Origin of the sequence: Streptomyces sp. NPDC001194, from assembly GCF_042896985.1 — a bacterium.
In the GTDB taxonomy this organism is placed as follows: Bacteria; Actinomycetota; Actinomycetes; order Streptomycetales; family Streptomycetaceae; genus Streptomyces.
Genome location: NZ_JBIAXU010000022.1, coordinates 22,919 through 44,762, shown reverse-complemented (window position 1 = coordinate 44,762; position 21,844 = coordinate 22,919). Strand labels below are relative to the sequence as shown.

15 protein-coding genes are annotated in these 21,844 nt (G+C 73.5%); 5 read left to right on the top strand and 10 right to left on the bottom strand.

Going from position 1 to position 21,844, the window contains the following annotated elements:
* Nucleotides 1-12 precede the first annotated feature (12 nt).
* Nucleotides 13-999, bottom strand: a complete 987-nt coding sequence (locus ACFY1T_RS31145) for a nucleoside triphosphate pyrophosphohydrolase (RefSeq protein ID WP_390791186.1) — start codon at nt 997-999, stop codon at nt 13-15.
* Between the two features lie 85 nt (nt 1,000-1,084).
* Nucleotides 1,085-1,711 (bottom strand): SurA N-terminal domain-containing protein, encoded by a 627-nt coding sequence (locus ACFY1T_RS31140; protein ID WP_030865876.1) that lies wholly within the window; start codon nt 1,709-1,711, stop codon nt 1,085-1,087.
* 192 nt (nt 1,712-1,903) lie between these two features.
* Here ACFY1T_RS31140 and ACFY1T_RS31135 point away from each other — a divergent pair, with 192 nt between their 5' ends.
* Nucleotides 1,904-4,333 (top strand): YfhO family protein, encoded by a 2,430-nt coding sequence (locus ACFY1T_RS31135; RefSeq protein ID WP_390791135.1) that lies wholly within the window; start codon nt 1,904-1,906, stop codon nt 4,331-4,333.
* Between the two features lie 54 nt (nt 4,334-4,387).
* On the opposite strand, the gene ACFY1T_RS31130 is transcribed toward ACFY1T_RS31135, so the two are convergent.
* Together ACFY1T_RS31130 and ACFY1T_RS31125 are read right to left on the bottom strand one after the other, a co-directional pair.
* Entirely contained in the window at nt 4,388-5,902 is a 1,515-nt protein-coding gene (locus ACFY1T_RS31130) for a protein kinase (protein ID WP_390791134.1), read from the bottom strand.
* Nucleotides 5,899-6,507, bottom strand: coding sequence for a hypothetical protein (locus tag ACFY1T_RS31125; protein WP_390791133.1), 609 nt, complete (start codon nt 6,505-6,507; stop codon nt 5,899-5,901). Before ACFY1T_RS31125 ends, ACFY1T_RS31130 begins: the two co-directional genes overlap by 4 nt.
* A 270-nt stretch (nt 6,508-6,777) precedes the next feature.
* Between ACFY1T_RS31125 and ACFY1T_RS31120 the strand changes: the two genes are divergently transcribed.
* Nucleotides 6,778-7,623 (top strand): hypothetical protein, encoded by an 846-nt coding sequence (locus tag ACFY1T_RS31120; protein ID WP_390791132.1) that lies wholly within the window; start codon nt 6,778-6,780, stop codon nt 7,621-7,623.
* Between the two features lie 63 nt (nt 7,624-7,686).
* Here ACFY1T_RS31120 and mfd read toward each other — a convergent pair whose 3' ends face one another.
* The 3 genes from mfd to ACFY1T_RS31105 all read right to left on the bottom strand — a co-directional run bounded on the left by mfd (nt 7,687) and on the right by ACFY1T_RS31105 (nt 14,790).
* A complete protein-coding gene (gene mfd / locus ACFY1T_RS31115; RefSeq protein WP_390791131.1) occupies nt 7,687-11,220 on the bottom strand; it encodes a transcription-repair coupling factor in 3,534 nt (1,177 codons plus the stop codon).
* Nucleotides 11,221-11,431: 211 nt separating this feature from the next.
* A complete protein-coding gene (locus ACFY1T_RS31110; protein ID WP_390791185.1) occupies nt 11,432-13,957 on the bottom strand; it encodes an ABC transporter permease in 2,526 nt (841 codons plus the stop codon).
* Nucleotides 13,958-14,013: 56 nt separating this feature from the next.
* Entirely contained in the window at nt 14,014-14,790 is a 777-nt protein-coding gene (locus ACFY1T_RS31105; RefSeq protein WP_390791130.1) for an ABC transporter ATP-binding protein, read from the bottom strand.
* Between the two features lie 361 nt (nt 14,791-15,151).
* Between ACFY1T_RS31105 and ACFY1T_RS31100 the strand changes: the two genes are divergently transcribed.
* Both ACFY1T_RS31100 and ACFY1T_RS31095 read left to right on the top strand, forming a co-directional pair.
* The gene (locus ACFY1T_RS31100) at nt 15,152-16,741 is read left to right on the top strand and encodes an MFS transporter (RefSeq protein WP_390791129.1); all 1,590 of its coding nucleotides are present in this window, start codon (nt 15,152-15,154) and stop codon (nt 16,739-16,741) included.
* A 94-nt stretch (nt 16,742-16,835) separates the two neighbouring features.
* A complete protein-coding gene (locus ACFY1T_RS31095; protein WP_390791128.1) occupies nt 16,836-17,696 on the top strand; it encodes a hypothetical protein in 861 nt (286 codons plus the stop codon).
* Nucleotides 17,697-17,718: 22 nt separating this feature from the next.
* Here the strand turns inward: ACFY1T_RS31095 and ACFY1T_RS31090 are convergent, their stop codons facing one another.
* Complete coding sequence (locus ACFY1T_RS31090) at nt 17,719-18,576, bottom strand: alpha/beta fold hydrolase (RefSeq protein WP_390791127.1); 858 nt, start codon at nt 18,574-18,576, stop codon at nt 17,719-17,721.
* 81 nt (nt 18,577-18,657) lie between these two features.
* Here ACFY1T_RS31090 and ACFY1T_RS31085 point away from each other — a divergent pair, with 81 nt between their 5' ends.
* Nucleotides 18,658-19,218: a CGNR zinc finger domain-containing protein gene (locus ACFY1T_RS31085; RefSeq protein ID WP_390791126.1), complete on the top strand. Its 561-nt coding sequence runs from the start codon at nt 18,658-18,660 to the stop codon at nt 19,216-19,218.
* Nucleotides 19,219-19,315: 97 nt separating this feature from the next.
* Here ACFY1T_RS31085 and ACFY1T_RS31080 read toward each other — a convergent pair whose 3' ends face one another.
* Both ACFY1T_RS31080 and ACFY1T_RS31075 read right to left on the bottom strand, forming a co-directional pair.
* Nucleotides 19,316-20,197 (bottom strand): cellulose-binding protein, encoded by an 882-nt coding sequence (locus ACFY1T_RS31080; RefSeq protein WP_390791125.1) that lies wholly within the window; start codon nt 20,195-20,197, stop codon nt 19,316-19,318.
* 135 nt (nt 20,198-20,332) lie between these two features.
* Nucleotides 20,333-21,844: SUKH-4 family immunity protein (locus ACFY1T_RS31075; protein ID WP_390791124.1), on the bottom strand; the 1,512-nt coding region annotated here is incomplete at its 5' end.

Here is a 21,844-nt window from a genome sequence, read left to right as displayed (position 1 = left end):
GACCGCCCGCGGTCAGTCGGTGTCCGCCGCGCCGACCCCCTCGGCCGCGCGGATCGCGTCCCGGTAGACGCGGGCCGCCGCGCGCAGCGCGGTCTCCGGGTCGATGCCCGCCGCCTCGGCGCGCGCCGCCAGTTCCAGCAGCTCGTACCCGATGCCCTCGCCGCGGGGCAGTCCCACGGCCACGCCGCCCGTACGGACCCGGCCGGCGAGCTTGGCCGCGAGGGCGAGTCCGGGCTGGCCCAGCGGGATCCCGTCGGTGACCGACTCCCGCTGCTTCTCGACCGCCTTGGTGCGCTGCCAGTGCGCGTTGACGTCCTCGGGGGTCTGCGCGTCCGCGTCCCCGAAGACGTGCGGGTGCCGGTGGATCAGCTTCTCGACGAGGCCGCCGGCCACGTCGTCGATGGAGAACGGCTCTTCCGGATGCTCCTCGGCGATCCGCGCGTGGAAGACCACCTGCAGGAGTACGTCCCCGAGCTCCTCGCGCAGCGCCTCCCGGTCCCCGTCCTCGATGGCCTCGACGAGTTCGTACGACTCCTCGGTGGCGTACTTGACCAGTCCCTCGTGGGTCTGGCGCGAGGTCCAGGGGCATTCGCGGCGGACCCGGTCCATCACCTGGACGAGATCGAGCAGGCGGGCGCCGGGCAGATCGTACGAGCCGGGCAGCAGTTCGAGGTCGGGCATGTCGACCCGGCCGGAGCCGGCGAGGCGGGCCAGTCCGTCGGTGAGCCGCCGGTCGCCCTCTCCGGACGGGATCACCACGACCGTGCGGCCGCCGGCGCAGGCCTCGACCAGCGCCTGCGCGTCCGGGCTCTCGTGCGCGACCTCGACTCCCGCCTCGCGCAGGTACGGCAGCTGCGGATGGCCCGGGTCGGCGCACAGCACCCGGTCCGCGGCGTGCAGCACCTGCCAGGCCGGCCAGGACAGCAGGCCGGGGGCGACCCGGTGGCTCGCGGTCAGCAGGACGATCCGGCCGGCGGCCGTGGCGTCGGGGCCGGCCATGGCGGCCGGGGCCGGGGCGGGCACGGCGGGGGCGGGTTCGGCGGCGTGGTCGTTCACCCTCCGAACCTACCTCCGGACGGGCGGCTCAGGCTCCGGCGGGGGCCTGCTCGGGCCGGGTCCGCTGGACGATCCAGGGGGTGTCCTGGTCACCGAGCACGATCTGCTGCGCGTCCCAGACGCCGTAGCGCGGGTTCACCTCGATGTGCAGGGTCTTCGCGGCGGACGCCAGCTTCTCGACGGCCTTGTCCTGGCTGCCGTAGTGGTCGAAGAGCTTGTCGCGCAGCAGCTTGAACCGGGCGTCCGCGTCGAGCTGCCCGGGCGCCAGCTGGGCCTGCTCCAGGGCCGCCGCGGTCAGCTTCTCGGCTCCGCCCGCCTTCTCCAGCTGCGCCTTGCGGAAGTCCTGGACCTCCTTCTCGCTGACGCTCACGCCGGCGTCCTTCGCGGCGCGCTCCAGCACGACGGTCTGGATCATCTTGTTGAGCTTGACGCGCTCCAGGCCGGGCGAGGACTGGATCAGCTGGGCCGCGGTGGACCCGGTCTCGTTCTGTGCCGCCCGGACGTCGTTGACCTGGGCCTGGAGCGCGGAGGTGGTGATGCGTTCGCCGCCCACGACGGCCGCGGTGCCGGGCCGGGCCTGGCCCGAGCAGGCGGACAGCAGGGGGGCCGCCACGAGCAGGGCGGCGGAGACGGAGAGCGCAGTGCGACGGTGCAAAGGAGCCTCCAGGGCCGGGAGATTGTGCGTCGGTGCACAAGGGCCGTGCGGTGATCGATGGTATGCAGTCAAGCTGATCCGAGCCACCGCTTCGACCAACGATTCCCGGGGTGTTGGGGTACGCGTCTGTTGATGTCGCAGCCACCCGGCGGCCACCCTCCCGTCCACCGGCGGTGCCAGAGTCGGCCCACCATGTCGACACCGCACCGCTCGCCGCGCCGCCTGAGCCTGCGCGGCTCGGCCCTCGCCGCCCTGATCACGGTGGTGGCCGTCTGCGCCGGGGACGCGGTCGCCCGCGTGTTCCCCTACGGACACCGCCACCGCAGCATCAACGACCTCGGCAACCAGTTCGTCCCCTTCCACGCCCACCTGTGGGACCTCCTGCACGGGCGGGCGGAGGGCGGACTGCTGTTCAACTGGCAGTCCGGCTTCGGCACGAGCTTCCTGCCCGACTTCGGCACCTACCTCTCCAGCCCCTTCGCCGTGCTCGTCGCCCTCTTCCCGCGCGAGGACATCGACCTCGCGGTGTACGTGGTGACGGTGCTCAAGACGGCGGCGGCCGCGGCGGCGATGGCCTGGCTGCTGCGCACCCAGCGCCGCGGGCCGTGGTGGGGGGCGAGCCTGCTGGCGGCCTCGTACGCGCTGTGCGGCTGGTCGGTGATCGAGGCCTCCTACAACCCGATGTGGCTGGACGGGCTGATCACGTTCCCGCTCCTGTGTCTGACGGGTGAATGGGCGCTGCGGGGCCGCCGGCCCGCCACCGCCGTCCTCGTGGTGGCGCTCTGCTGGACGGCGAACTTCTACACCGCCTACATGGCGACGCTGGGCGCGGCGCTCGTGCTCCTGGTACGGGTGGTGCTGACGCGCGGGGGCGCACGGGAACGGCTGACCGTGCTCGTCCGGTGTGCCGGCACGACCCTGCTGGGCACCGCGGTGTCCGCGCCGGTGCTGCTCCCGCTGTTCCTCAGCTCGAAGCAGGCCTACCCGGGGTGGACGCGGCGGTTCGACCCGGTGTCATGGCCGGACCTGTTCGCGCGTCTCCTGCCCGCGACGTACTCCTTCTCCTCCCCGGCGCTGTTCGTGGGCACGGGGACGCTGCTGCTGGTGGCGGCCCTGCCGTTCCACGGTGCGCTGCCGGTGCGCACCCGCCTGTGGTGGGCGGGGCTGACGGCGGCCGTGCTGGTCTCCTTCCAGTGGACGCCGACACACCTGGCCTGGCACGTCTTCGCGACCCCGAACGGGAGCCCGTACCGGCAGACGTTCGTGCTGGCCGGGGTGGCCGTGATCGCCGCGTGGACCGGGCTGGCGGCCGGGCTGCCCAAGCCGCGGGCGCTGGCGGCGGGAGCCGCGGTGCTGGCCGCGGCGGCCGCGGCGGCCGCCGGCAGCACGCTGGCCACGGCCTGGGGCCTCGCGCTGTTCTGCGGCGGGTCGGCCGTGGCGGCGGTGGCCTGGTGGTCCCTGCGCCACCGCAGGCTGGTGCTCCCGGCGGCCGGGGCGCTGGCGCTCGTACTGATCGGGCAGGCGGCCGCGACGACGGCGTTCGGGCACAAGGGCAAGCTCGGCGGGCTGGACGACTACCCCTCGTGGGGCCCGGCGCACACGGCGCGCTCCGCGGCGCTCGCGGGCGCCGAGGGCTGGCCCGCGTACCGCACGGACCCGAGCCGGCCGGCGCTGACGGGCAACGATCCGCTGCTGCTCGGCGGGGAGGGCGGCGCGTACTACAGCAGCCACACCCCGGACGTGTTCACGCGCACGATGGTGGCCCTCGGCGCGGGCTGGACCTCTCGCGGGCGCAACGTGCAGAGCATCGACAACCCGGTGACGGACGCGGTCTTCGCGGTCGGCGCCCGCCTGCGGCCCGACGGCACGGTCGGCCGCGCGCGGGTCGTCCCCCCGCTGCTCACGGTCCGCCCGCCGGGGCCCGCGCCCTCGTACGGGGCGTTCGACGGGCCCCCGTTCGCCAACCAGGAGCTGCTGCTGGGCGCCGAGGTGTACGAGGACCCCGTCGCGCCCGGGGTGTGCCGCGCGGGCACGGAGGCCTACCTGTGGGCCCCGGAGTACAACGCGACGGCCCGCCTCACGGACGGCCGCGCCTTCCGCCTGAACGGCAACGCCCCCCGCAACCGGGCGGCCCTCCAGCCGCTCGGCGCGTCCCGCGGCGCCTCCTCGGCGCTGGTCTTCGACGCACCGGCGCCGCCGCGCTGGGCCCTGTCCTGCCTGGACCGGGCCCGGCTGGACCCGGCGGTCGCCGCCCTGCGGGCGACGGCGCCGACGGGGCTGCGCGTCGGCTCCTCGACCGTCAGCGCCAGGGTCCCGGCGGGCACCGAGGGCACGGTGGTCCTCTCCTCCCCGGCGATCGAGGGCTGGACCTGCAACGGCCGGCCGGCCACGCCCTACCTGGGCCTGGTCTCCGTCCCGCTGACCCCCGCCACCACCGGCATCAGCTGCTCCTTCCGGCCCCCGGGCCTCGTCCCGGGGACGGCGGCCGCGGGGACGGCCCTGCTCGTGCTGGCCGGGCTGCTCCTGGCGGAGCGCCGCCGCAGGCCCCGGACCGGCGAGGCCGCGCCCGCGGGCGGCCCGGAGGCCGGCGCGCCCGCGGAGCTCGTCCGGGCCGGGGCCTGAGGCCGGGGCGCCTCGGCGGGCCCGGCCCGGCCGGCCCGGCTCAGCGCACCCGGCTCAGCGCACCTGGCTGAGCCATTGGAGGGTGCGGCGGACCTCCGCCGAGAAGGGGTGGTTCGGGCCGTGGATGCGGTCCGCGTCGAACAGCAGGCGGACCAGGGTGTCGTGGGCCGCGGGCCGGTCTCCCAGGGAGAGCAGCAGGTGCGCTATCCGGCGCCGTACCTCCAGCGGGAGACCCGGGTCCGGGTTCGCGTAGTGGTTCTCGAACAGCGGGAGCAGTGAACGGTATTCGGCCAGGGCCGCCCCCGGCGCGTCGAGCTGTTCCAGGCACTGCGCCGCGTCGTAGCGAAAGCGCAGGGACTGGGGGTCGCCCGCCGGGAACTCGTCCGCGAGGCGGCGCAGTTCGGGCAGGGCGCGGCGGTACTGGCCGTCGTCCATCAGTGTGGCCGCGTACTGCTTGCGCAGGGAGCGGACCACCGTCGAGTGCTCGCCGTGCTCGGCCGCCGCGGCCGGCAGGATCCCGCCGAGGATGTCCACGGCCTGGGTGAGGCGGCCCTGCTCCAGGAGGCTGCGGGCCTCGTCCACCGCGGCCGGGATGTCCGGCTTGGGCGGCGTCGGCGTGGGCGGGGAGGTCGGCTGCGGCGGGATGGTGGCGGCGCGGTCCGGCCACGGTGCCTGCGGGCGCAGGAAGGGGCGGGTCGGGTCGAGCGCGCCGGCCGGGCTGCCCTGCTTGGGCAGCAGCGAGGTCAGGGACTCGTACACGTGCTGCGCGGAGGCCGGGCGGTCCTGCGGGTCCTTCGCCAGGAGGTGCAGCAGGACCGCCTCCAGCTGGTGCGGGACCTCCGGGCGCAGCCGGCGCACCGGGACCGGCGGCTCGTACAGGTGGCGGTGCAGGACGCCGAGGGCGGTGGACCCGGCGAAGGGGACGTTGCCGCTGAGGAGTTCGTACAGCAGCACGCCGAGGGCGTAGAGGTCGGTGTACGGGCCGACGGCGCCGCCCATCGCCTGCTCGGGCGCCATGTACGCCGGGCTGCCGATCGGGGTGCCGGTGCTGGTGAGGCGGGTGGTGTCGGTGTCCATCACGGAGGCGACGCCGAGGTCCAGGACCAGCACGGTGCCGTCCGGGCGGATCATCACGTTGCGCGGCTTCAGGTCGCGGTGCACGATCGGCACCGCGTGCACCGCCGACAGCACCCCGCACAGCTGCGCGACCACGGCGACCGCCCACGGCCAGGGGTACGGGTCGTGCTGCGCGAGGTGGTCGGCGAGGTCGGTGCCCTCGACGTAGCCCATGACGAGGAACAGCTCGTCGCCGTCGCTGCCCGCGTCGTGGACCGTGACCAGGCCCGGGTGGTCCACCTGCGCCGTCACCCGGCACTCGCGCACGAAACGGCGGCGCAGCTCGTCGGCGACGGAGCCGGGGCCGGCCACCTTGTCGGGGCGCAGCAGTTTGACGGCGACGCGGCGGTCCAGCCGCTGGTCGTACGCCGTCCAGACCTGGCCCATGCCGCCCTGTCCCAAGACGGACGCCAGCCGGTAGCGCTCGCCGATGATCCGGTCGTCGTCCGTCACCGGGCCGGGCCCTCACCGTCGTTGCCGGGGGCCTGCGGGTTGGGGTTCGGGTTCGGGTTCGGGTGGGGGTGCGGCGTCTGCTTGCGCAGCAGTTCGCTCAGCTCGTCGAGCTCGGCGCGCACCTGTCCGATGCGCGGCGGCGTGGCCGGGCCGGGGGCCGGGGTCGGCGTGGAGCCGGGGGTGGGGGTGGGCGTGGGCGTCTGCTGGTGATGCTGCTGCTGCGCCGGCGGATATCCGTACGCCGGGCGCTGCGGGTGCTGTTGCGGCGGTACGTACGGCGCGGGCTGCGCCGGGTACCAGGAGGCCGTCGGGGCCGCCGCCCGGCCCGAGTGGTGCTGGATGTCGGCGACGAGGAAGTACACGCAGGTCAGGAACCCGGTGATGATGACGCCGAAGGCGCCCGTGTTGCCCTGCCAGCCGTCGGTCCGGGGCGTCGGGTCGGCGCCGATCAGCGCGACCCAGCCGACGGTGAGCACGCAGTTGACGGCCAGCAGCCACCAGTCCCGGGGTTTGCGGGTGACGACCGCGAGCCGCAGCATCGTGCCCCAGCCCAGGAAGCCGCAGCTCAGGATGGGCAGCAGGGCGAACAGCACGCGCAGTGCCACGACTCCCCCGGTACTGGGCTGGGGGCCTTGCTGCGGCGGGAGGCCGGGGCCGTGCATCGCTGCTCCTGACGGACCGTGTCGACGAAGTTTCGGGTCTGAGCGTATACAGCGTTTCCGGCCGCCAGTGAGGGGATGTGCGCAACCGTTGCAGGGTCGCCGCACACCTCCCGGCGGACGCGGGCCGCGAGGGGCGCGCGGAAATCGAGGACGCCCCCTGACCGGCGGCGACTACCCTCGGCAGTCGAGTTGTTGTTCCAGGGGGGAATCCACATGCGAAGCCGGACCATCGGCGTGTCGGTGCTGACCACGACGGCCTTGTTCGGACTGACGACGGCCTGCGCGCCGGTCGGCGGGAGCAAGGCCGCCGACATCGGCCGGGCCGCCCGCGCCGCCGCGTCGGCGTCGGCCGGGGCCACGCCCGCGCCGGCCGCGAAGGGCAAGGCCACCGGCATGCTCGCGGACCTGTCGGGCGCCGAGATCCTGAGCCAGTCGCACGAGGCGATGCGCAAGGTCGAATCGACCCGGGTCGTCGCGAAGATGCACGAGGAGGGCAGCCCGCTCGAGTTCGACCTCACCCTCGACAAGAAGGGCAGCTGCAAGGGCACGGTCCGGTACGACGGGATGGGCAAGGTGGACCTGATCAAGTCCGCGGAGCTGATCCACTTCAAGGGCGACGCCGACTACTGGCGGGCCACGGCCGCGAAGGAACACGCCCCCAAGAGGCAGGCGGACGCGATGGTCACGATGCTCGCCGACCGCTGGCTGAAGATGCCGGTCTCCGACGCCAAGGCCGCCGCGATGAAGCACATGTGCGATCTGGACAAGCTGACGGACGGCCGCGGCCGGCCCAACCCGCTGGCCCGCAAGGGCGAGACGGTCACCATCGACGGCAAGCAGGCGATGGCGGTCATCACGGCCGCCAGGAACGGCACGGAGACCGACTACATCGCGACCCAGGGCACTCCGTACGTCCTCAAGTCCACCGTCTCGGGGGACGAGACCGGCGAGGTCCTCTTCTCCGCCTTCGGCGCTCCGGTCGACACGGCCCTGCCGGAGGGCGCGGACGTACTGGACCTGTCGAAACTGGGCGACGGCGGAGCGGCCGAAACGGTCTGAACCTCCGCGGCCCGCGCCGCGGCCGGGGCGCTCCGGCAAGGAGCGGTCCCGGCCGCGTACGCGTTACGACCCGAGGATCGTGGTGAGGAACTCCCCGGTCCAGGCCAGCAGCTCCCGCCCGACCAGCGGCTTCCCGCCCACCCGGGCCGTCTTCGGCCTCGGGACGAGCACCTGCGAAGTGGCGGGCTTGAGCACCGTGCCCGGGTACAGCCGCTTGAGGCGCAGCTCCTGCGATTCGCGCAACTCCACCGGGCCGAAGCGGATGTTGGGCCCCTGGAGGGTGATGTCGCCGACCCCGCAGGCCCGCGCCAGCATGCGCAGCCCCGCCACCAGCAGCAGGTTCTCCACGGGCTCCGGCAGCTTGCCGTAGCGGTCGTGCAGCTCCTCCCGTACGGCCTTGATGTCCGCCTCGGAGTTCGCCGACGCGATGGACCGGTAGGCCTGCAGGCGCAGCCGCTCGCCGGGCGCGTAGTCGTGCGGGACGTGCGCGTCGACGGGCAGCTCGATCTTGACCTCCAGCGGCGGCTCCTCCTCCACCCCGCCTTCGACGGCGGCCCGGTAGTCGGCGACGGCCTCGCCGACCATGCGGATGTAGAGGTCGAAGCCGACGCCCGCGATGTGGCCGGACTGCTCTCCGCCGAGCAGGTTGCCCGCGCCGCGGATCTCCAGGTCCTTCATCGCCACGTACATGCCCGCGCCCATCTCGGTGTGCTGGGCGATCGTCGCGAGCCGCTCGTGCGCGGTCTCGGTCAGCGGCTTCTCCGGCGGGTAGAGGAAGTACGCGTACCCGCGCTCGCGGCCGCGGCCGACGCGGCCGCGCAGCTGGTGGAGCTGGGAGAGGCCGAAGTTGTCGCCGCGCTCCACGATGAGGGTGTTGGCGTTGGAGATGTCGATGCCGGACTCGACGATCGTCGTCGAGACGAGCACGTCGAACTTCTTCTCCCAGAAGTCCACCACGACCTGCTCCAGCGCCTGTTCGGACATCTGCCCGTGCGCCGTCGCGATCCGCGCCTCGGGGACGATCTCGCGCAGCTTGGCCGCCGCCCGGTCGATGGACTCGACCCGGTTGTGGATGTAGAAGCACTGGCCCTCGCGCAGCAGCTCGCGCCGGATGGCCGCGCCGATCTGCTTCTCCTCGTACGGGCCGACGAAGGTGAGCACCGGGTGGCGCTCCTCCGGCGGGGTGGTGATGGTCGACATCTCGCGGATGCCGGTCACCGCCATCTCCAGGGTGCGCGGGATCGGGGTCGCGGACATCGTCAGGACGTCGACGTTGGCGCGCAGCTTCTTCAGCTGTTCCTTGTGCTCGACGCCGAAGCGCTGCTCCTCGTCGACGATGACCAGGCCCAGGTCCTTGAACTTGGTCTCCTGCGAGAACAGCCGGTGCGTGCCGATGACGATGTCGACCGAGCCTTCCTTCAGCCCCTCCAGGGTGGCCTTGGACTCGGTGTCGCTCTGGAAGCGGGACAGCGCCTTCACGTTGACCGGGAACTGGCTGTAGCGCTCGGAGAAGGTCCCGAAGTGCTGCTGCACGAGCAGCGTGGTCGGGACGAGCACGGCGACCTGCTTGCCGTCCTGGACCGCCTTGAAGGCCGCTCGCACGGCGATCTCGGTCTTGCCGTAGCCGACGTCGCCGCAGATCAGGCGGTCCATGGGGACCGACTTCTCCATGTCCTCCTTGACCTCGGCGATGGTGGTGAGCTGGTCGGGCGTCTCCGCGTACGGGAAGGCGTCCTCCAGCTCGCGCTGCCAGGGGGTGTCCGGGCCGAAGGTGTGGCCGGGGGCCGCCATGCGGGCGCTGTAGAGCTTGATGAGGTCGGCGGCGATCTCCTTGACCGCCTTCTTGGCGCGCGCCTTGGTCTTGGTCCAGTCGGCGCCGCCGAGCCGGTGCAGGGTCGGGGCCTCGCCGCCGACGTACTTGGTGACCTGCTCCAGCTGGTCGGTGGGGATGTAGAGCCGGTCGCCGGGCTGGCCGCGCTTGGCGGGGGCGTACTCGACGAGGAGGTACTCGCGGGTGGCGCCCTGGACGGTGCGCTGCACCATCTCGATGTAGCGGCCGACGCCGTGCTGTTCGTGGACGATGTAGTCGCCGACCTCCAGGGTGAGGGGGTCGACGGACTTGCGGCGCCGGGTCGGCATCCGGCCGAGGTCCTTGGTGGCGGTGCGCTGGCCGGTCAGGTCGGTCTCGGTGAGGACGGCCAGCTTCAGCGCCGGGTCGACGAACCCGTTGTCGAGGGAGCCGCACGTCACGTGGACGATCGACGGCTCCAGGGTGCGCAGGTCGGCCTCCAGGCGGGCCGCGATGCCCTCGCCGCCGAGCACCTCGACGGTGCGGGCGGCCGGGCCGTGGCCCTCGGTGAGGTAGACGGTGTGCCAGCCGTCGGCGATCCAGCCCTTGGTGTCGGCCAGCGCCCGGGCGGTGTCGCCGCGGTAGGCCTCGGGGGCGTGCATGCCGAGCTTGAGGGTGTCCCCGCCGCCTTCGGCCTCGCCGGCGGCGAACGGGGAGACCGACCACCACATCATGCCGAGCTCGCGCGCGTGCTCGCGTACGTCCGCGATCCCGCGCAGCGAGGCCGCGCCGACGTCGATCGGGGCCTGGCCGCCGCCGGCGGTCGCGGCCCAGGAGGCCATCAGGAACTCCTGGGAGGTCGCGACGAGGTCGGCGGCGCGGGTGCGGACCCGCTCGGGGTCGCACACGACGGCCATGGACCCGGCCGGCAGGACGTCGATCAGCAGTTCCATGTCGTCGACGAGGACCGGCGCGAGGGATTCCATGCCCTCGACCGCGATCCCCTCGGCGATCTTGTTCAGCAGTTCGCCGAGCTCGGGGTGGGCCTCGGCGAGGGCCGCGGCCCGCTCCCGCACCTCGTCGGTCAGCAGCAGCTCCCGGCAGGGCGGGGCCCACAGTCCGTGCTCGGCGACCTCCAGGGAGCGCTGGTCGGCGACCTTGAAGTAGCGGATCTCCTCGACCTCGTCGCCCCAGAACTCCACGCGCAGCGGGTGCTCCTCGGTGGGCGGGAACACGTCGAGGATGCCGCCGCGCACGGCGAACTCCCCGCGCTTCTCGACGAGCTCGACGCGGGCGTAGGCGGCCGCGGCCAGCGCCTCGGTCACCTCTCCCAGATCGGCGCTCTCGCCGTGCCGCAGGCTGACCGGGACCAGGTCCCCAAGCCCCTGGACCTGCGGCTGGAGCACGGACCGGATCGGTGCGACGACGACGGAGACGGGCCCCGCCGCCGGGTCGTCCTTGCTCGGGTGCACGAGCCGGCGCAGTACGGCGAGCCGCCGGCCCACGGTGTCGCTGCGCGGGGAGAGCCGCTCGTGCGGAAGGGTCTCCCAGGACGGGTACTCGGCCACTTCCTCGGGCGGCAGGAAGGAGCGCAGCGCGGCGGCCAGGTCCTCGGCCTCCCGCCCGGTGGCGGTGACCGCGAGCACGGTCCGCCCGCTCCTGGCCGCCAGCGCGGCGATGGCGAAGGGCCGCGCGGCCGGGGGTCCGACGAGGTCCACGTGCATGCGGTTGCCGTCCCCGGCCGCGGTGACCGCCTCGGCGAGGGCCGGGTCCCGGGTGACGGCGTCGAGCAGTCCGTGCAGGCTCATGAAAGGAGGCTTCCGTCCGGTGAAGGGGCAACGCGAAGGGCCCGACACGTCTCACGGGCCGGGGCTTCCCACCCTACGACGCGCCCCGGTCCCCCGCGCGAGGGATTGCGGTCACCGCGGGGCGCGGGGACGGCCGGGGACGGCCGTCGGCCCCGGTCGGCCCCGAAGGGCCGGCCGGGGCCGGCGGTCCCCCGAACGAACGCCGAGCCGGTTACTCGCTCGCGATCGCGTTCAGTACGTTCATCCGCCCTGCCCGGAAGGCCGGGACCAGTGCGGCGAACAGGCCCACGAAGGCCGACCCGGCGAAGACGCCGATGATCGTCGGCCAGGGGATCTCCAGCACCTTCAGGCCCTCCAGGGCGAGCAGCTGCTGCGCGGTGGCTCCCCAGCCCATGCCCAGGCCCAGGCCCAGCAGGGCGCCGAAGAGGGCGATGACCACCGATTCCAGGCGGATCATGCGGCGCAGCTGGCGGCGGGAGAGGCCGATGGCGCGCATCAGGCCGATCTCGCGGGTCCGCTCGACCACCGAGAGGGCCAGGGTGTTCACGACGCCCAGGACCGCGACGATGATCGCGAGGCCGAGGAGCCCGTAGACCATGTTCAGCAGCTGGCCGACCTGGTCCTTGAGGGACTTCTTGTAGTCGGTCTGGTTCTGCACCTGGTACTGGGGGTACTGCGCGAGCGCCCCCTTGACGGCGGAGTACGCGGCGTCCGCCTTGCCGTCGGCCGCCTTGGCCAGCAGCATGAACGGCCGCGGCATCCGGTCGGCCGGCAGGAACTGCTCGGCGGTCGCGGTGCTGATGTACATCACGCCCTTGTCGAGGTTGCCCTCGTCGGAGGTGATCGCGGCGACCTTCAGCCTGGCGGTCCGGCCGCCGGTGAAGGCGACCGTCAGCTCGTCGCCGAGCTTGACGTGGTGCTCGTCCGCGTAGACGGAGCCGACCGACATCGCGTCCTTGCCGTACGCCGCCGCGTGCTCGCCGGCGATCATCTTGCGCCGGACGTCCTGGGCGTAGGTGGGGTCGTTGACGCTGATGCCGTCCTTCTTGACGGATCCGTCGGGGGCGGTGATCTCCGCCTCCACCTGCCGGTACGCGGTGACGTGGTCCAGGCCCTTGGTGTCGCGCAGCGCCTGCTCGGCCTGCGGCATGATCGGCTGGCCGGTCTGGGACTGGACGATGTAGTCCGCGCCGACCGACTTGTCGAGCTCATCGGTGGCGGAGGCCACCATCGAGGAACCGACCACCGACAGGCAGGCGACCAGCGCCAGTCCGATCATCAGGGCGGCCGCGGTGGCTCCGGTACGGCGCGGGTTGCGCAGCGCGTTGCGCTCGGCGAGGCGGCCGACGGACCCGAAGGGCCGCAGGACGATGCCGGAGAGCAGCCGGACCACGAGGCCGGCGAGCAGCGGGCCGATCACGATGAAGCCGATGAGGGTGAACAGCACGCCCAGGGAGAGCCAGAGCGAGCCGGCCGCGGCCTTGTCGGCGGCCGCGGCGAGGAACAGCCCCGCGCCGCCGATGCCGGTGAGGACCAGGCCCACGGCGGCCCGGATGCGGCCGGCCTTCTTGTCGCCGGGGGTGCCGGCTTCGCGCAGGGCGGCCATCGGGGAGACCTTGCCGGCCCGGCGGGCCGGGATGAAGGCCGAGACGACGGTGACGATGATCCCGAGCACCAGGCCGACGACCGGGGTGGTCCAGGCGATGGTCAGGTCGTCGGTGGACAGGTGCATGCCCATCTGGCCCATGAGCTGCATCAGGCCGACGGCCAGGCCCACGCCGGCGCCGACCCCGAGGACCGAGCCGACCAGGCCGAGCAGGAAGGCCTCGACGATCACGGACTTGAGTATCTGGCCGCTGTCGGCGCCGATGGCGCGCATCAGGCCGATCTCGCGGGTGCGCTGGGCGACCAGCATCGAGAAGGTGTTGAAGATGAGGAAGATGCCGACGAGGAAGGCGATCCCGGCGAAGCCGAGCATCACGTACTTCATGACGTCGAGGAAGGAGCCGACGTCCTTGCGGTTGGCGTCCGCGGATTCCTTGGCGGTCTGGAGCTTGTACGTGTCCGCGCCGACGGCCTTCGCGATGTTCGTCTTCAGCTGCTCGTCGCCGACCCCGTCCTTGGCGGTGACGTTGACGTGCGTGAAGAGGCCGGGGCCGCCGAGCAGCTTCTCCTGCGCGGTGGGGGTGTCGAAGTAGACGATCGCCGCACCCGGGTTGGTCACGGTGAAGGTGGCGATGCCGCTGATCTTCGCGCGGATGTCACCGGTGATGGCGATGGTGCGCAGCTCGTCGCCGAGCCGCAGGTGGTGCTTCTTCGCGGTGTCGGCGTCGACCATCATCTCGGTCGGGCCGCGTGGGGCCTGGCCGGAGGTGATCTTCATCGACTTGAGCTCGTTGTCGTTCCAGTTGCCCGCGATGGTCGGGGCGCCGGTGGTCGAGCCCATGTTCTCGTTCTCGGCGTTGACCACCGTGACCGACATCGAGACGACGGCGCCCTCGGCGCTCTTGACGCCCTCGGCGCCGCGCACCTGCTCGACGGCGGAGGCCGGCAGCATCTCGGGCTTGCCTCGGTTCGGATTGTCCTCGCCGCCCTTGGCCTCCTTCGGGCTGACCGTGACGTTGGCGGTGGTGACACCGAACAGCTTGTCGAAGGTGGTGTTCATGGTGTCGGTGAACACCAGGGTTCCGCAGACGAAGGCCACGGAGAGCAGGACGGCGACGGCCGAGAGCGCCATCCGCCCCTTGTGCGCGACGAAGTTGCGCCGCGAGGTCTTCAGTACGGTGCCCGCGCTCACGAGGTCCGCCCGCGCGCGTCGAAGTCCTTCATCCGGTCGAGCACCTGGTCGGCGGTGGGCTCGTACATCTCGTCCACGATCCGGCCGTCGGCCAGGAAGATCACCCGGTCCGCGTACGAGGCGGCCACCGGGTCGTGCGTGACCATCACGATGGTCTGGCCGAGCTCGTCCACCGAGCGGCGCAGGAAGCCGAGGACCTCGGCACCGGCCCGGGAGTCCAGGTTTCCGGTGGGCTCGTCGCCGAAGATGATCTGCGGGCGGGCCGCGAGGGCGCGGGCCACGGCCACGCGCTGCTGCTGGCCGCCGGAGAGCTCGGTCGGGCGGTGCTTGAGGCGTCCGGCGAGGCCGACGGTCTCGACGACCCGGTTCAGCCACTCCGCGTCCGGCTTGCGGCCCGCGATGTCCATGGGGAGCGTGATGTTCTCCAGGGCGTTGAGCGTGGGCAGCAGGTTGAAGGCCTGGAAGATGAAGCCGATCCGGTCACGGCGCAGCTGCGTGAGCTTCTTGTCCTTCAGCCCGGTGATCTCGGTGTCGTCCAGGTGGATCTGTCCGCTGGTCACCGTGTCGAGGCCGGCGAGGCAGTGCATCAGCGTGGACTTGCCGGAGCCGGAAGGCCCCATGATCGCCGTGAACTGGCCGCGCTTGATGTCCACGTCGACCTCGTCGAGGGCGACCACGCGGGTCTCCCCGGAGCCGTAGGCCTTGACGACCTTGCGCGCCCGGGCCGCGACGGCTTCATGCCCTCCAGTACCCCCGTGCCTGGTTTCGGTCATAGCCGCTGTCACGGTGCTTCCCCTCGTTGGTTCGCCGCTCGCGCTGCCGCGCGCATGGCTGGATCTCGCCGTCTTGGCGTCTTGAAGTCTGCGGGGCGGAGGCGGTCGGCGCCCTGGTGCCCATCGCCGTATCCACCGGGGGGTTAACCCCACCCCTGCCCGTAGGAACCAGTTAAGGACCTCCCCGGGCGGTCCTCCTCCTCCGCCGGGACGAATGACCCCTGGCCCCTTGTGAGGAGCAACCCCTAGGGGTTCTGCATCCTTTGGCGGATCACCTCTGGGGGATACCGGGGGGATACCGCCGGATACCCCGCGATGAGATGGTGTTCCCCGCGGATACGTGCACGGTGAAAGGATCTTGGTGGGCGCAGAGGAGAGCACGGGCGAACGCACCGGGACCGGACCGGAGACCGGACCGGGGACCGGCGCGGCGGCCACGGGCGCGCGGACCCCCCGTACCGCCCTGGTCAGTGCCCTCATGCTGGCGATGGCACTCGTCGCCCTCGACAGCTCCGTCGTCTCCACCGCCGTCCCGCAGATCGTCGGCGACCTCGGCGGCTTCTCCGTCTTCTCCTGGCTCTTCGCGGGCTACCTGCTGGCCGTCACCGTCACGCTCCCGGTCTACGGCAAGCTCTCCGACACCTTCGGCCGCAAGCCCGTACTCCTCTTCGGCATAGCCCTGTTCGTCGTCGGCTCGCTTCTGTGCGCGCTCGCCTGGAACATGGCCGCCCTCATAGCCTTCCGCCTCGTCCAGGGGCTGGGCGGCGGCGCCCTGCAGGGCACGGTGCAGACCCTGGCCGCCGACCTCTATCCGCTCAAGGACCGCCCGAGGATCCAGGCCCGGATGTCCTCCGTCTGGGCCGCGTCCGCGGTGGCCGGCCCGGCGCTCGGCGGGCTCATCGCCTCGTACGCCGACTGGCGCTGGATCTTCCTGATCAACCTGCCGCTCGGCGGCCTGGCCCTGTGGATGCTCGCCCGCCACCTGGTGGAGCCCGTACGGTCCCCGGGCCGCCGCGGCCCGATCGACTGGGCGGGCGCCCTCGGCGTTTTCGCCTGTGGCGGCCTGCTGCTCTTCGCCCTCGTCCAGGGCGGGGTCGCCTGGCCCTGGCCGTCCGCGCCCTCCCTGGGACTGCTGGGCGCGAGCGCACTGCTGGCGGCCGTGGTCGTCCGGATCGAACGCCGGGCTGCGGAGCCGGTCATTCCGGGGTGGGTCTGGCGCCGGCGCACCATAGCCGCCGTGAACCTGGCCCTCGGCGCACTCGGGGTGCTCATGATCGCCCCGATGGTCTTCGTCCCCACCTACGCCCAGTCCGTGCTCGGCCTCGGGGCCGTCAGCGCCGGGCTCGTCATGTCCGCGATGACCCTCACCTGGCCGCTGTCCGCCGCCTTCAGCCAGCACGTCTACCGGCGCATCGGCTTCCGCAACTCCGCCGCCGTCGGGATCTCGCTGGCCGCCGTGATCCTGTTCTCGTTCACGCTGCTCCCCTACCCCGCCCGGCCCTGGCAGCCCACGCTGATCATGCTGCTGCTGGGCGCCGCCCTCGGCCTGTTCCAACTGCCGCTGATCGTCGGGGTCCAGGCCACCGTGGGCTGGTCCGAGCGGGGTACGACGACGGCCTCCGTGCTGTTCTGCCGCCAGGTCGGCCAGAGCCTCGGGGCCGCGCTGCTCGGCGCCGTCGCCAACGCGACGATCGCCGCCCGGCTGGCGCACGCCCCGATGTCCGGGCTGCCGGACCACCTCGACGACGTGTCCAAGGCCCTCGACCGGCCGGACCTGCTCCCCGCGGCCGCCGCCGACTACCTGCGCCGGTCGGTGGCCGCCGCCGTGGACCACATCTTCCTTGGCGCGACCGCCGCGGCCGTCGCCGCGCTGCTCGTCCTGCTCTTCGTGGCACCCCGGCGGTTCCCGATCCTGGAGGAGCACCAGGAGCAGGCGCGGACCGACGCCTAGCCCTGGAAGGCGCCCCCGGGTACGGCTTGTCATGACCCCGGTCAACGGAGTAGACCTCGAGTCCTGCATCCGAGATCCGTTCCGGGGGGACGACATGGCTTCCGCACTCTTCGCACTGGCGTTACTGGCCGCCCTGGCCGGGCCGATCGGCCTGCGGCTGCGCCGCCACCCGGGGTTCGTCACCGGCCGCGACGGCCGCCTCTCCACCTCCATCACCCTGGCCCTGGCCTGGACGGTGATCCTGGTCTGGCTCCTGCTCACGATCCTCGCGTACGGGCTCACCGCGGGCGGCGGCGCCGGCTGGTTCTCCGGGGAGCACGGCCCGCTGTCCTCCCTGACCACGGTGTACCTGCCGCTGCTCGGCGGCCCGTACGTGGCGATGATCGCGGCGAAGACCGTCGTCGGGATCCGCCTCGAGAACGGCAGCATGGCCAAGCCCGCCCCGAAGCCCACCGGCTCCGGACAGCGGCCGCTGCGCGAGCTCATCGCGAACGACAGCGGGCGCACCGACCTCGTCGACCTCCAGTACGTGGCGCTCAGCGCGGTCACCATGCTGTACGTGGTGCTCTTCTTCCTCTCCGACGTGGGCGGCGGGCTGCCCCGCCTCCCCGCCGAGATCTGGGCGCTGACGGGCGCACCCGCCGGGGCGTACCTGGTGAACAAGATGGCCACGCGCGCGAATCCGGTGATCACGCGTGTGGTCCCCGCGGACGGCGCGCTGGTCGTGGAGGGCGGCGGCTTCGGCCCGGAGGCCCGGGTCGAGCTCGACTCCACCGTCCTGCCCACCGAGTACGACCCGGCGACGGGCACTTTGACCGCGCGGCTCCCGGCCGCCGGCGCACCCGCCGCGTTCACGGTGGTGGTCACCTCCCGCGGCCTGCGCAGCGACCCGTACCGGCACGCGCCCGCGGCCCCGGCGCCCGTCCCGGCCACGACCCCGCGGCCGGCCGGCTAGCAAAGGCAGGGGCGGGGCCCGGTCACGGGAGCTTCGCGAGGAAATCCCCGATCAGCGGGGCGATCTCCGCGAGGTGCGTCTCGAGTGCGAAGTGCCCCGCCCCGTCGATGACGTGCACCTCGGCGTCCGGCGCGTCCCGCAGGTACGCCTTGGCCCCCGCCGGGACGAAGAACGGGTCCCCGGCGCCCCAGACGACCAGGACCGGCACCCGGGAGGCCCGCAGCCAGGCCTGCCAGGCGGGGTACCGGTCGAAGTTCGAGGAGTAGTCGAAGGCGAGGTCGGCCTGCGCGTCGGCGCGGCCCGGCAGCCCGACGTAGTGCACGTCGAGCGTCCGTCCGTCCGGGGAGACCAGGCCGGGGTCGGCCACGCCGGCCTCGTACTGGAAGCGGATGCCCTCGGGGGTGAACAGCCCGCGCACCTTCTCCTCGTCGCCCGGCACCTCCCGCCGGTGTCCGGCGAACGCGCGGGCCGCGTCGGAGAGCCCCTCTTCGTACGCGTTGCCGTTCTGCACGATCAGGCCGGTCACCCGCTCGGGGCGGCGCGCGGCGATCCGCAGCCCGACGGGGGCGCCGTAGTCGAAGACGTAGAGGGCGAAGCGGTCCAGCCCGAGGGCGTCGGTGAAGCCCTCCACGACGTCCGCGAGCCGGTCGAAGGTGTAGGTGAAGCCCGCCGGGGCCTCGGTCCGGCCGAAGCCGGGGAGGTCGGGGGCGATCAGCCGGTACGGGGTGTCGCCGAGGGCGTCCATCAGCCGGGCGAACTGGTGCGAGGAGGTGGGGAATCCGTGCAAGAGCAGCAGGACCGGCCCGTCGGCCGGGCCGCTCTCGCGGTAGGCGACGCGGACCCCGTGGACGTCGGCGGTACGGTGCTGGACGAGCGACATCACATGCCTCCAATGGCCTTGTTCCCATTAGTCTCACTCGGGACTTCTAACGGGTCAAGTGCTTCGCGTAGCATTAGCGCCATGACGTCGACCCCGCCCTTCCCCCTCACGGGCGAACCCCTCGCCCTCGACCTGCTCAACACCCGCCCCGCGGGCGCGGGCGATCTGATCGCAGGTCCGGAGGGACTCTCGGCCTGGCTGGCCGCACAGGAGGGCCGGCTCGGTCCGGCCGGGAAGGCCGGCCCGGAGGAGGTGGCCGCCGTACACGCCCTGCGGGAGGCGGCCGGCGCTGCGCTCGCGGCCGCGCGGCGCGGCGAGCGCCCCCCGGCGGGCGCCCTGCGCACGCTGAACGAGGCCTCGGCGGGAGCCCCGGCCCACCGGGAGCTCGCCTGGACCCCGGAGACCGGACTGACGGCGGCCGCGCACCGCACGGGCACCCCGGCCCGGCGGCTCGCGGCGGAACTGGCCGACGCCGTGGCCGGACTCCTGACGGACCCCCGGGTGCGGGACGTGCGGGAGTGCGAGGGGGCGGACTGCGTCCTGCTGTTCCTCCCCGCCAACCCGAGGCGCCGCTGGTGCGTGGCCTCGGCCTGTGGAAACCGCGCCCGCGTGGCCCGCTACTACGCCCGCCACAAGCCCTGACCGGCCGCCGGTCCCGGGCCGGCCGACTGTCCCGGGCGGGCGGCAGTCCCGGGCGGCCGGCAGTCCCGGGCGGCCGGCCGTCCCGGGCGGCCGGCCGTCAGCCCTCGGCCGGGGCCCGGCCCGTCAGCGCCGCCAGGCTGGAGCGGACGTGGTTCATGTGCGCCCGCATCTCGTCCTGCGCCTCCCCGTGCTCGCGCAGGATCCGCTCCGTCTCCCGGCCCGTCCGCTCCTCCTGCACCCGGGCCTCCGCCAGCAGCTCCGCCGCCCGCGCCTCCGCGTCCTCCTGCCCGTGCCGCGCCGACTCCTCCACCTCCGCGTACTCCCGGCGCGCCTCCGCCAGCCGGACCTCCGCGTACCGCTCCAGCTCCGCGTGGCGGGCCTCCAGATCGGCCTCCCGGGCAGCCAGCTCCCGCTCCGCCGCGTCCCACCGCTCCGCGTGCTCCTGCTCGCGGTCGGCCAGCAGCCCGTCCGACCGGCGCCGCATCTCCGTGAGCGCCGCCTGCGCCTGCGTCCGCCACTCCGACGCGTCGTCCTTCGCCTCCGCGCGGATCGCGTCGGCCTCCCGCCCCGACCGCAGCAGCCCCTGCCGCGCCCGGACCTCGGTCTGCTCGCGCACCGCGTCCGCATCCTGGCGCGCCAGCTCCGCAGCCCGGTCCGCGTACGCCTCGGCCGCGCCCATCGCGTCCACCGCGTCGGCCCGCGCGTCCCGGCGTACGGTGTCGGCCTCCTCCTCCACCAGCAAGAGGATCCGCCGCGCCCGCTCGCTCAGCTCGTCGTACGTCTGCGGAGCCAGCGCGGCCACCGCCTCGCGCAGCCGCTGGGCCTCCGCCTCCATCCGCTTCGCGAGGACCGTCAGCCGCGCCACCCGCTCCCACGCCTCGTCCCGGCTGCCGGAGAGCCGGGCGAGATACCGGTCGACCTCTTCCGTGCGGTAGCCGCGACCTCGTACGGTCGCGAAACCCGGTCCGTGAGGTGACATGGGAGCAGTCATCCTGGAAGCGCCTCTCTCGGGGTGATTCCTGTCAAGGATGCGCCATTTGCGGCCAGAAGCCGGAATGGCCGGGCCGGGACCCCGTACGAGGGTCCCGGCCCGGCCATCCGCCCGATCATCCGATCAGAGCAACCCGTCCCACATCTGTTCCAGCAGCACCGACCACCAGCTCTCCGGCGACGCCAGCGCCGCGCTGTCGAGCCCCGCCAGATTCGTCTGGAAATCGACGGTCCAGCGCCCGGCCTGCTCCGGCGTCAGATGCTGCCGCAGCCGCCACATGTGACCCAGCATCGCCAGCGAGCGGGCGAACTGCGGCAGGCTCGAATTCACGAACTGCGGCGGCACCGGAGCACCGCCCGGACCGGCCTCCACCGGGACCGCCACTATGTGCGCCGTCCCGTACTGCACGCACAGCGCCTTGCCGAAGTCGCTGCCCACCACCAGGTACGAGCCCGCGTCGGACGCCGGCTGCACCTGCCGCTGCGCCGCCAGCTCCGCCAGCGTGGGCACCGGCTGGCCCGGCACCGCCTGCGCCCAGAAGAACGGCCCGAAGTCCGTCGGCAGACCCGCCCACACCAGGGTCTGCGCCACGATCTCCGGCACGCCCTGGCGCGACACCGCACGCTGATCGAAGCGGAACACGCCCTGCGGGCCGAAGGCCCCGGCCAGCTCAGCTCCGATGGCGTCCAGCGGAATCGCCGGCTGCAGCTGCACCTGCGGCACCGGCACCCGTACCGGCGCGGGGCGCGCCGGGCCGTCCGCCACCTGGTGCAGCTCACCCTGATGGGTCAGCAGGTGCCGCATGCCCTGCTGGCGGCCCGCGTGGTCCTTGCCGTACGGGGCCACGCTCGTGATCCGGACCTGCGGCCAGGTCTCCCGGATCATCCGGGCGCAGTAACCGCCGGGCAGCTCACAGGACTCCAGCTCGGTGTGGAGCTCCAGCACCTGCTGCGGCGGCACGTTCATCGCGCGCAGCTCGTACAGGATCTGCCATTCGGGGTGCGGGGTGCCGGGCGCGGAACGCCGGATGAGCTGCTGCTCGGAGCCGTCGGGCGCGCGGTAGCGCAGGACGGCCTGGTAGCCCGGGCCGACCGTGGGCGCACCGGCGGGCGCCGGGGGCTGCCCGGCGGGACCGGGACCGGCCTGCGGCTGCCCGGGCGGGCCGGGGGGCGCGGGCGGCTGACCCGTCACGGCCGGACCCGCCAGCATCGTCGCGGCGTGGTCGAGCCCGCCCCCGGACGCACCGGGAGCCCCCGGCGGACCGGGCGGCTGGGGTACGCCGGGACCGGCGAGCATCGTGGCGGCCTGATGGGCCGGGCCCCCGGGAGCCCCGGGCGGGCCGGGGGGCGCGGGCGGCTGACCGGTCACGGCCGGACCGGCCAGCATCGTCGCCGCATGGTCGAGGCCGCGCCCCAGCGAACCGGGAGCCCCCGGCGGACCGGGAGGAGCCGGCGGCTGACCCGCACCCGGAGCACCCGGAGCACCCGGAGCACCGGGCGGACCCGGAGGCGCCGGCGGCTGACCCGTCACGGCCGGACCCGCCAGCATCGTCGCCGCATGGTCGAGGCCGCGCCCCAGCGAACCGGGAGCCCCCGGCGGACCGGGAGGAGCCGGCGGCTGACCCGCACCCGGAGC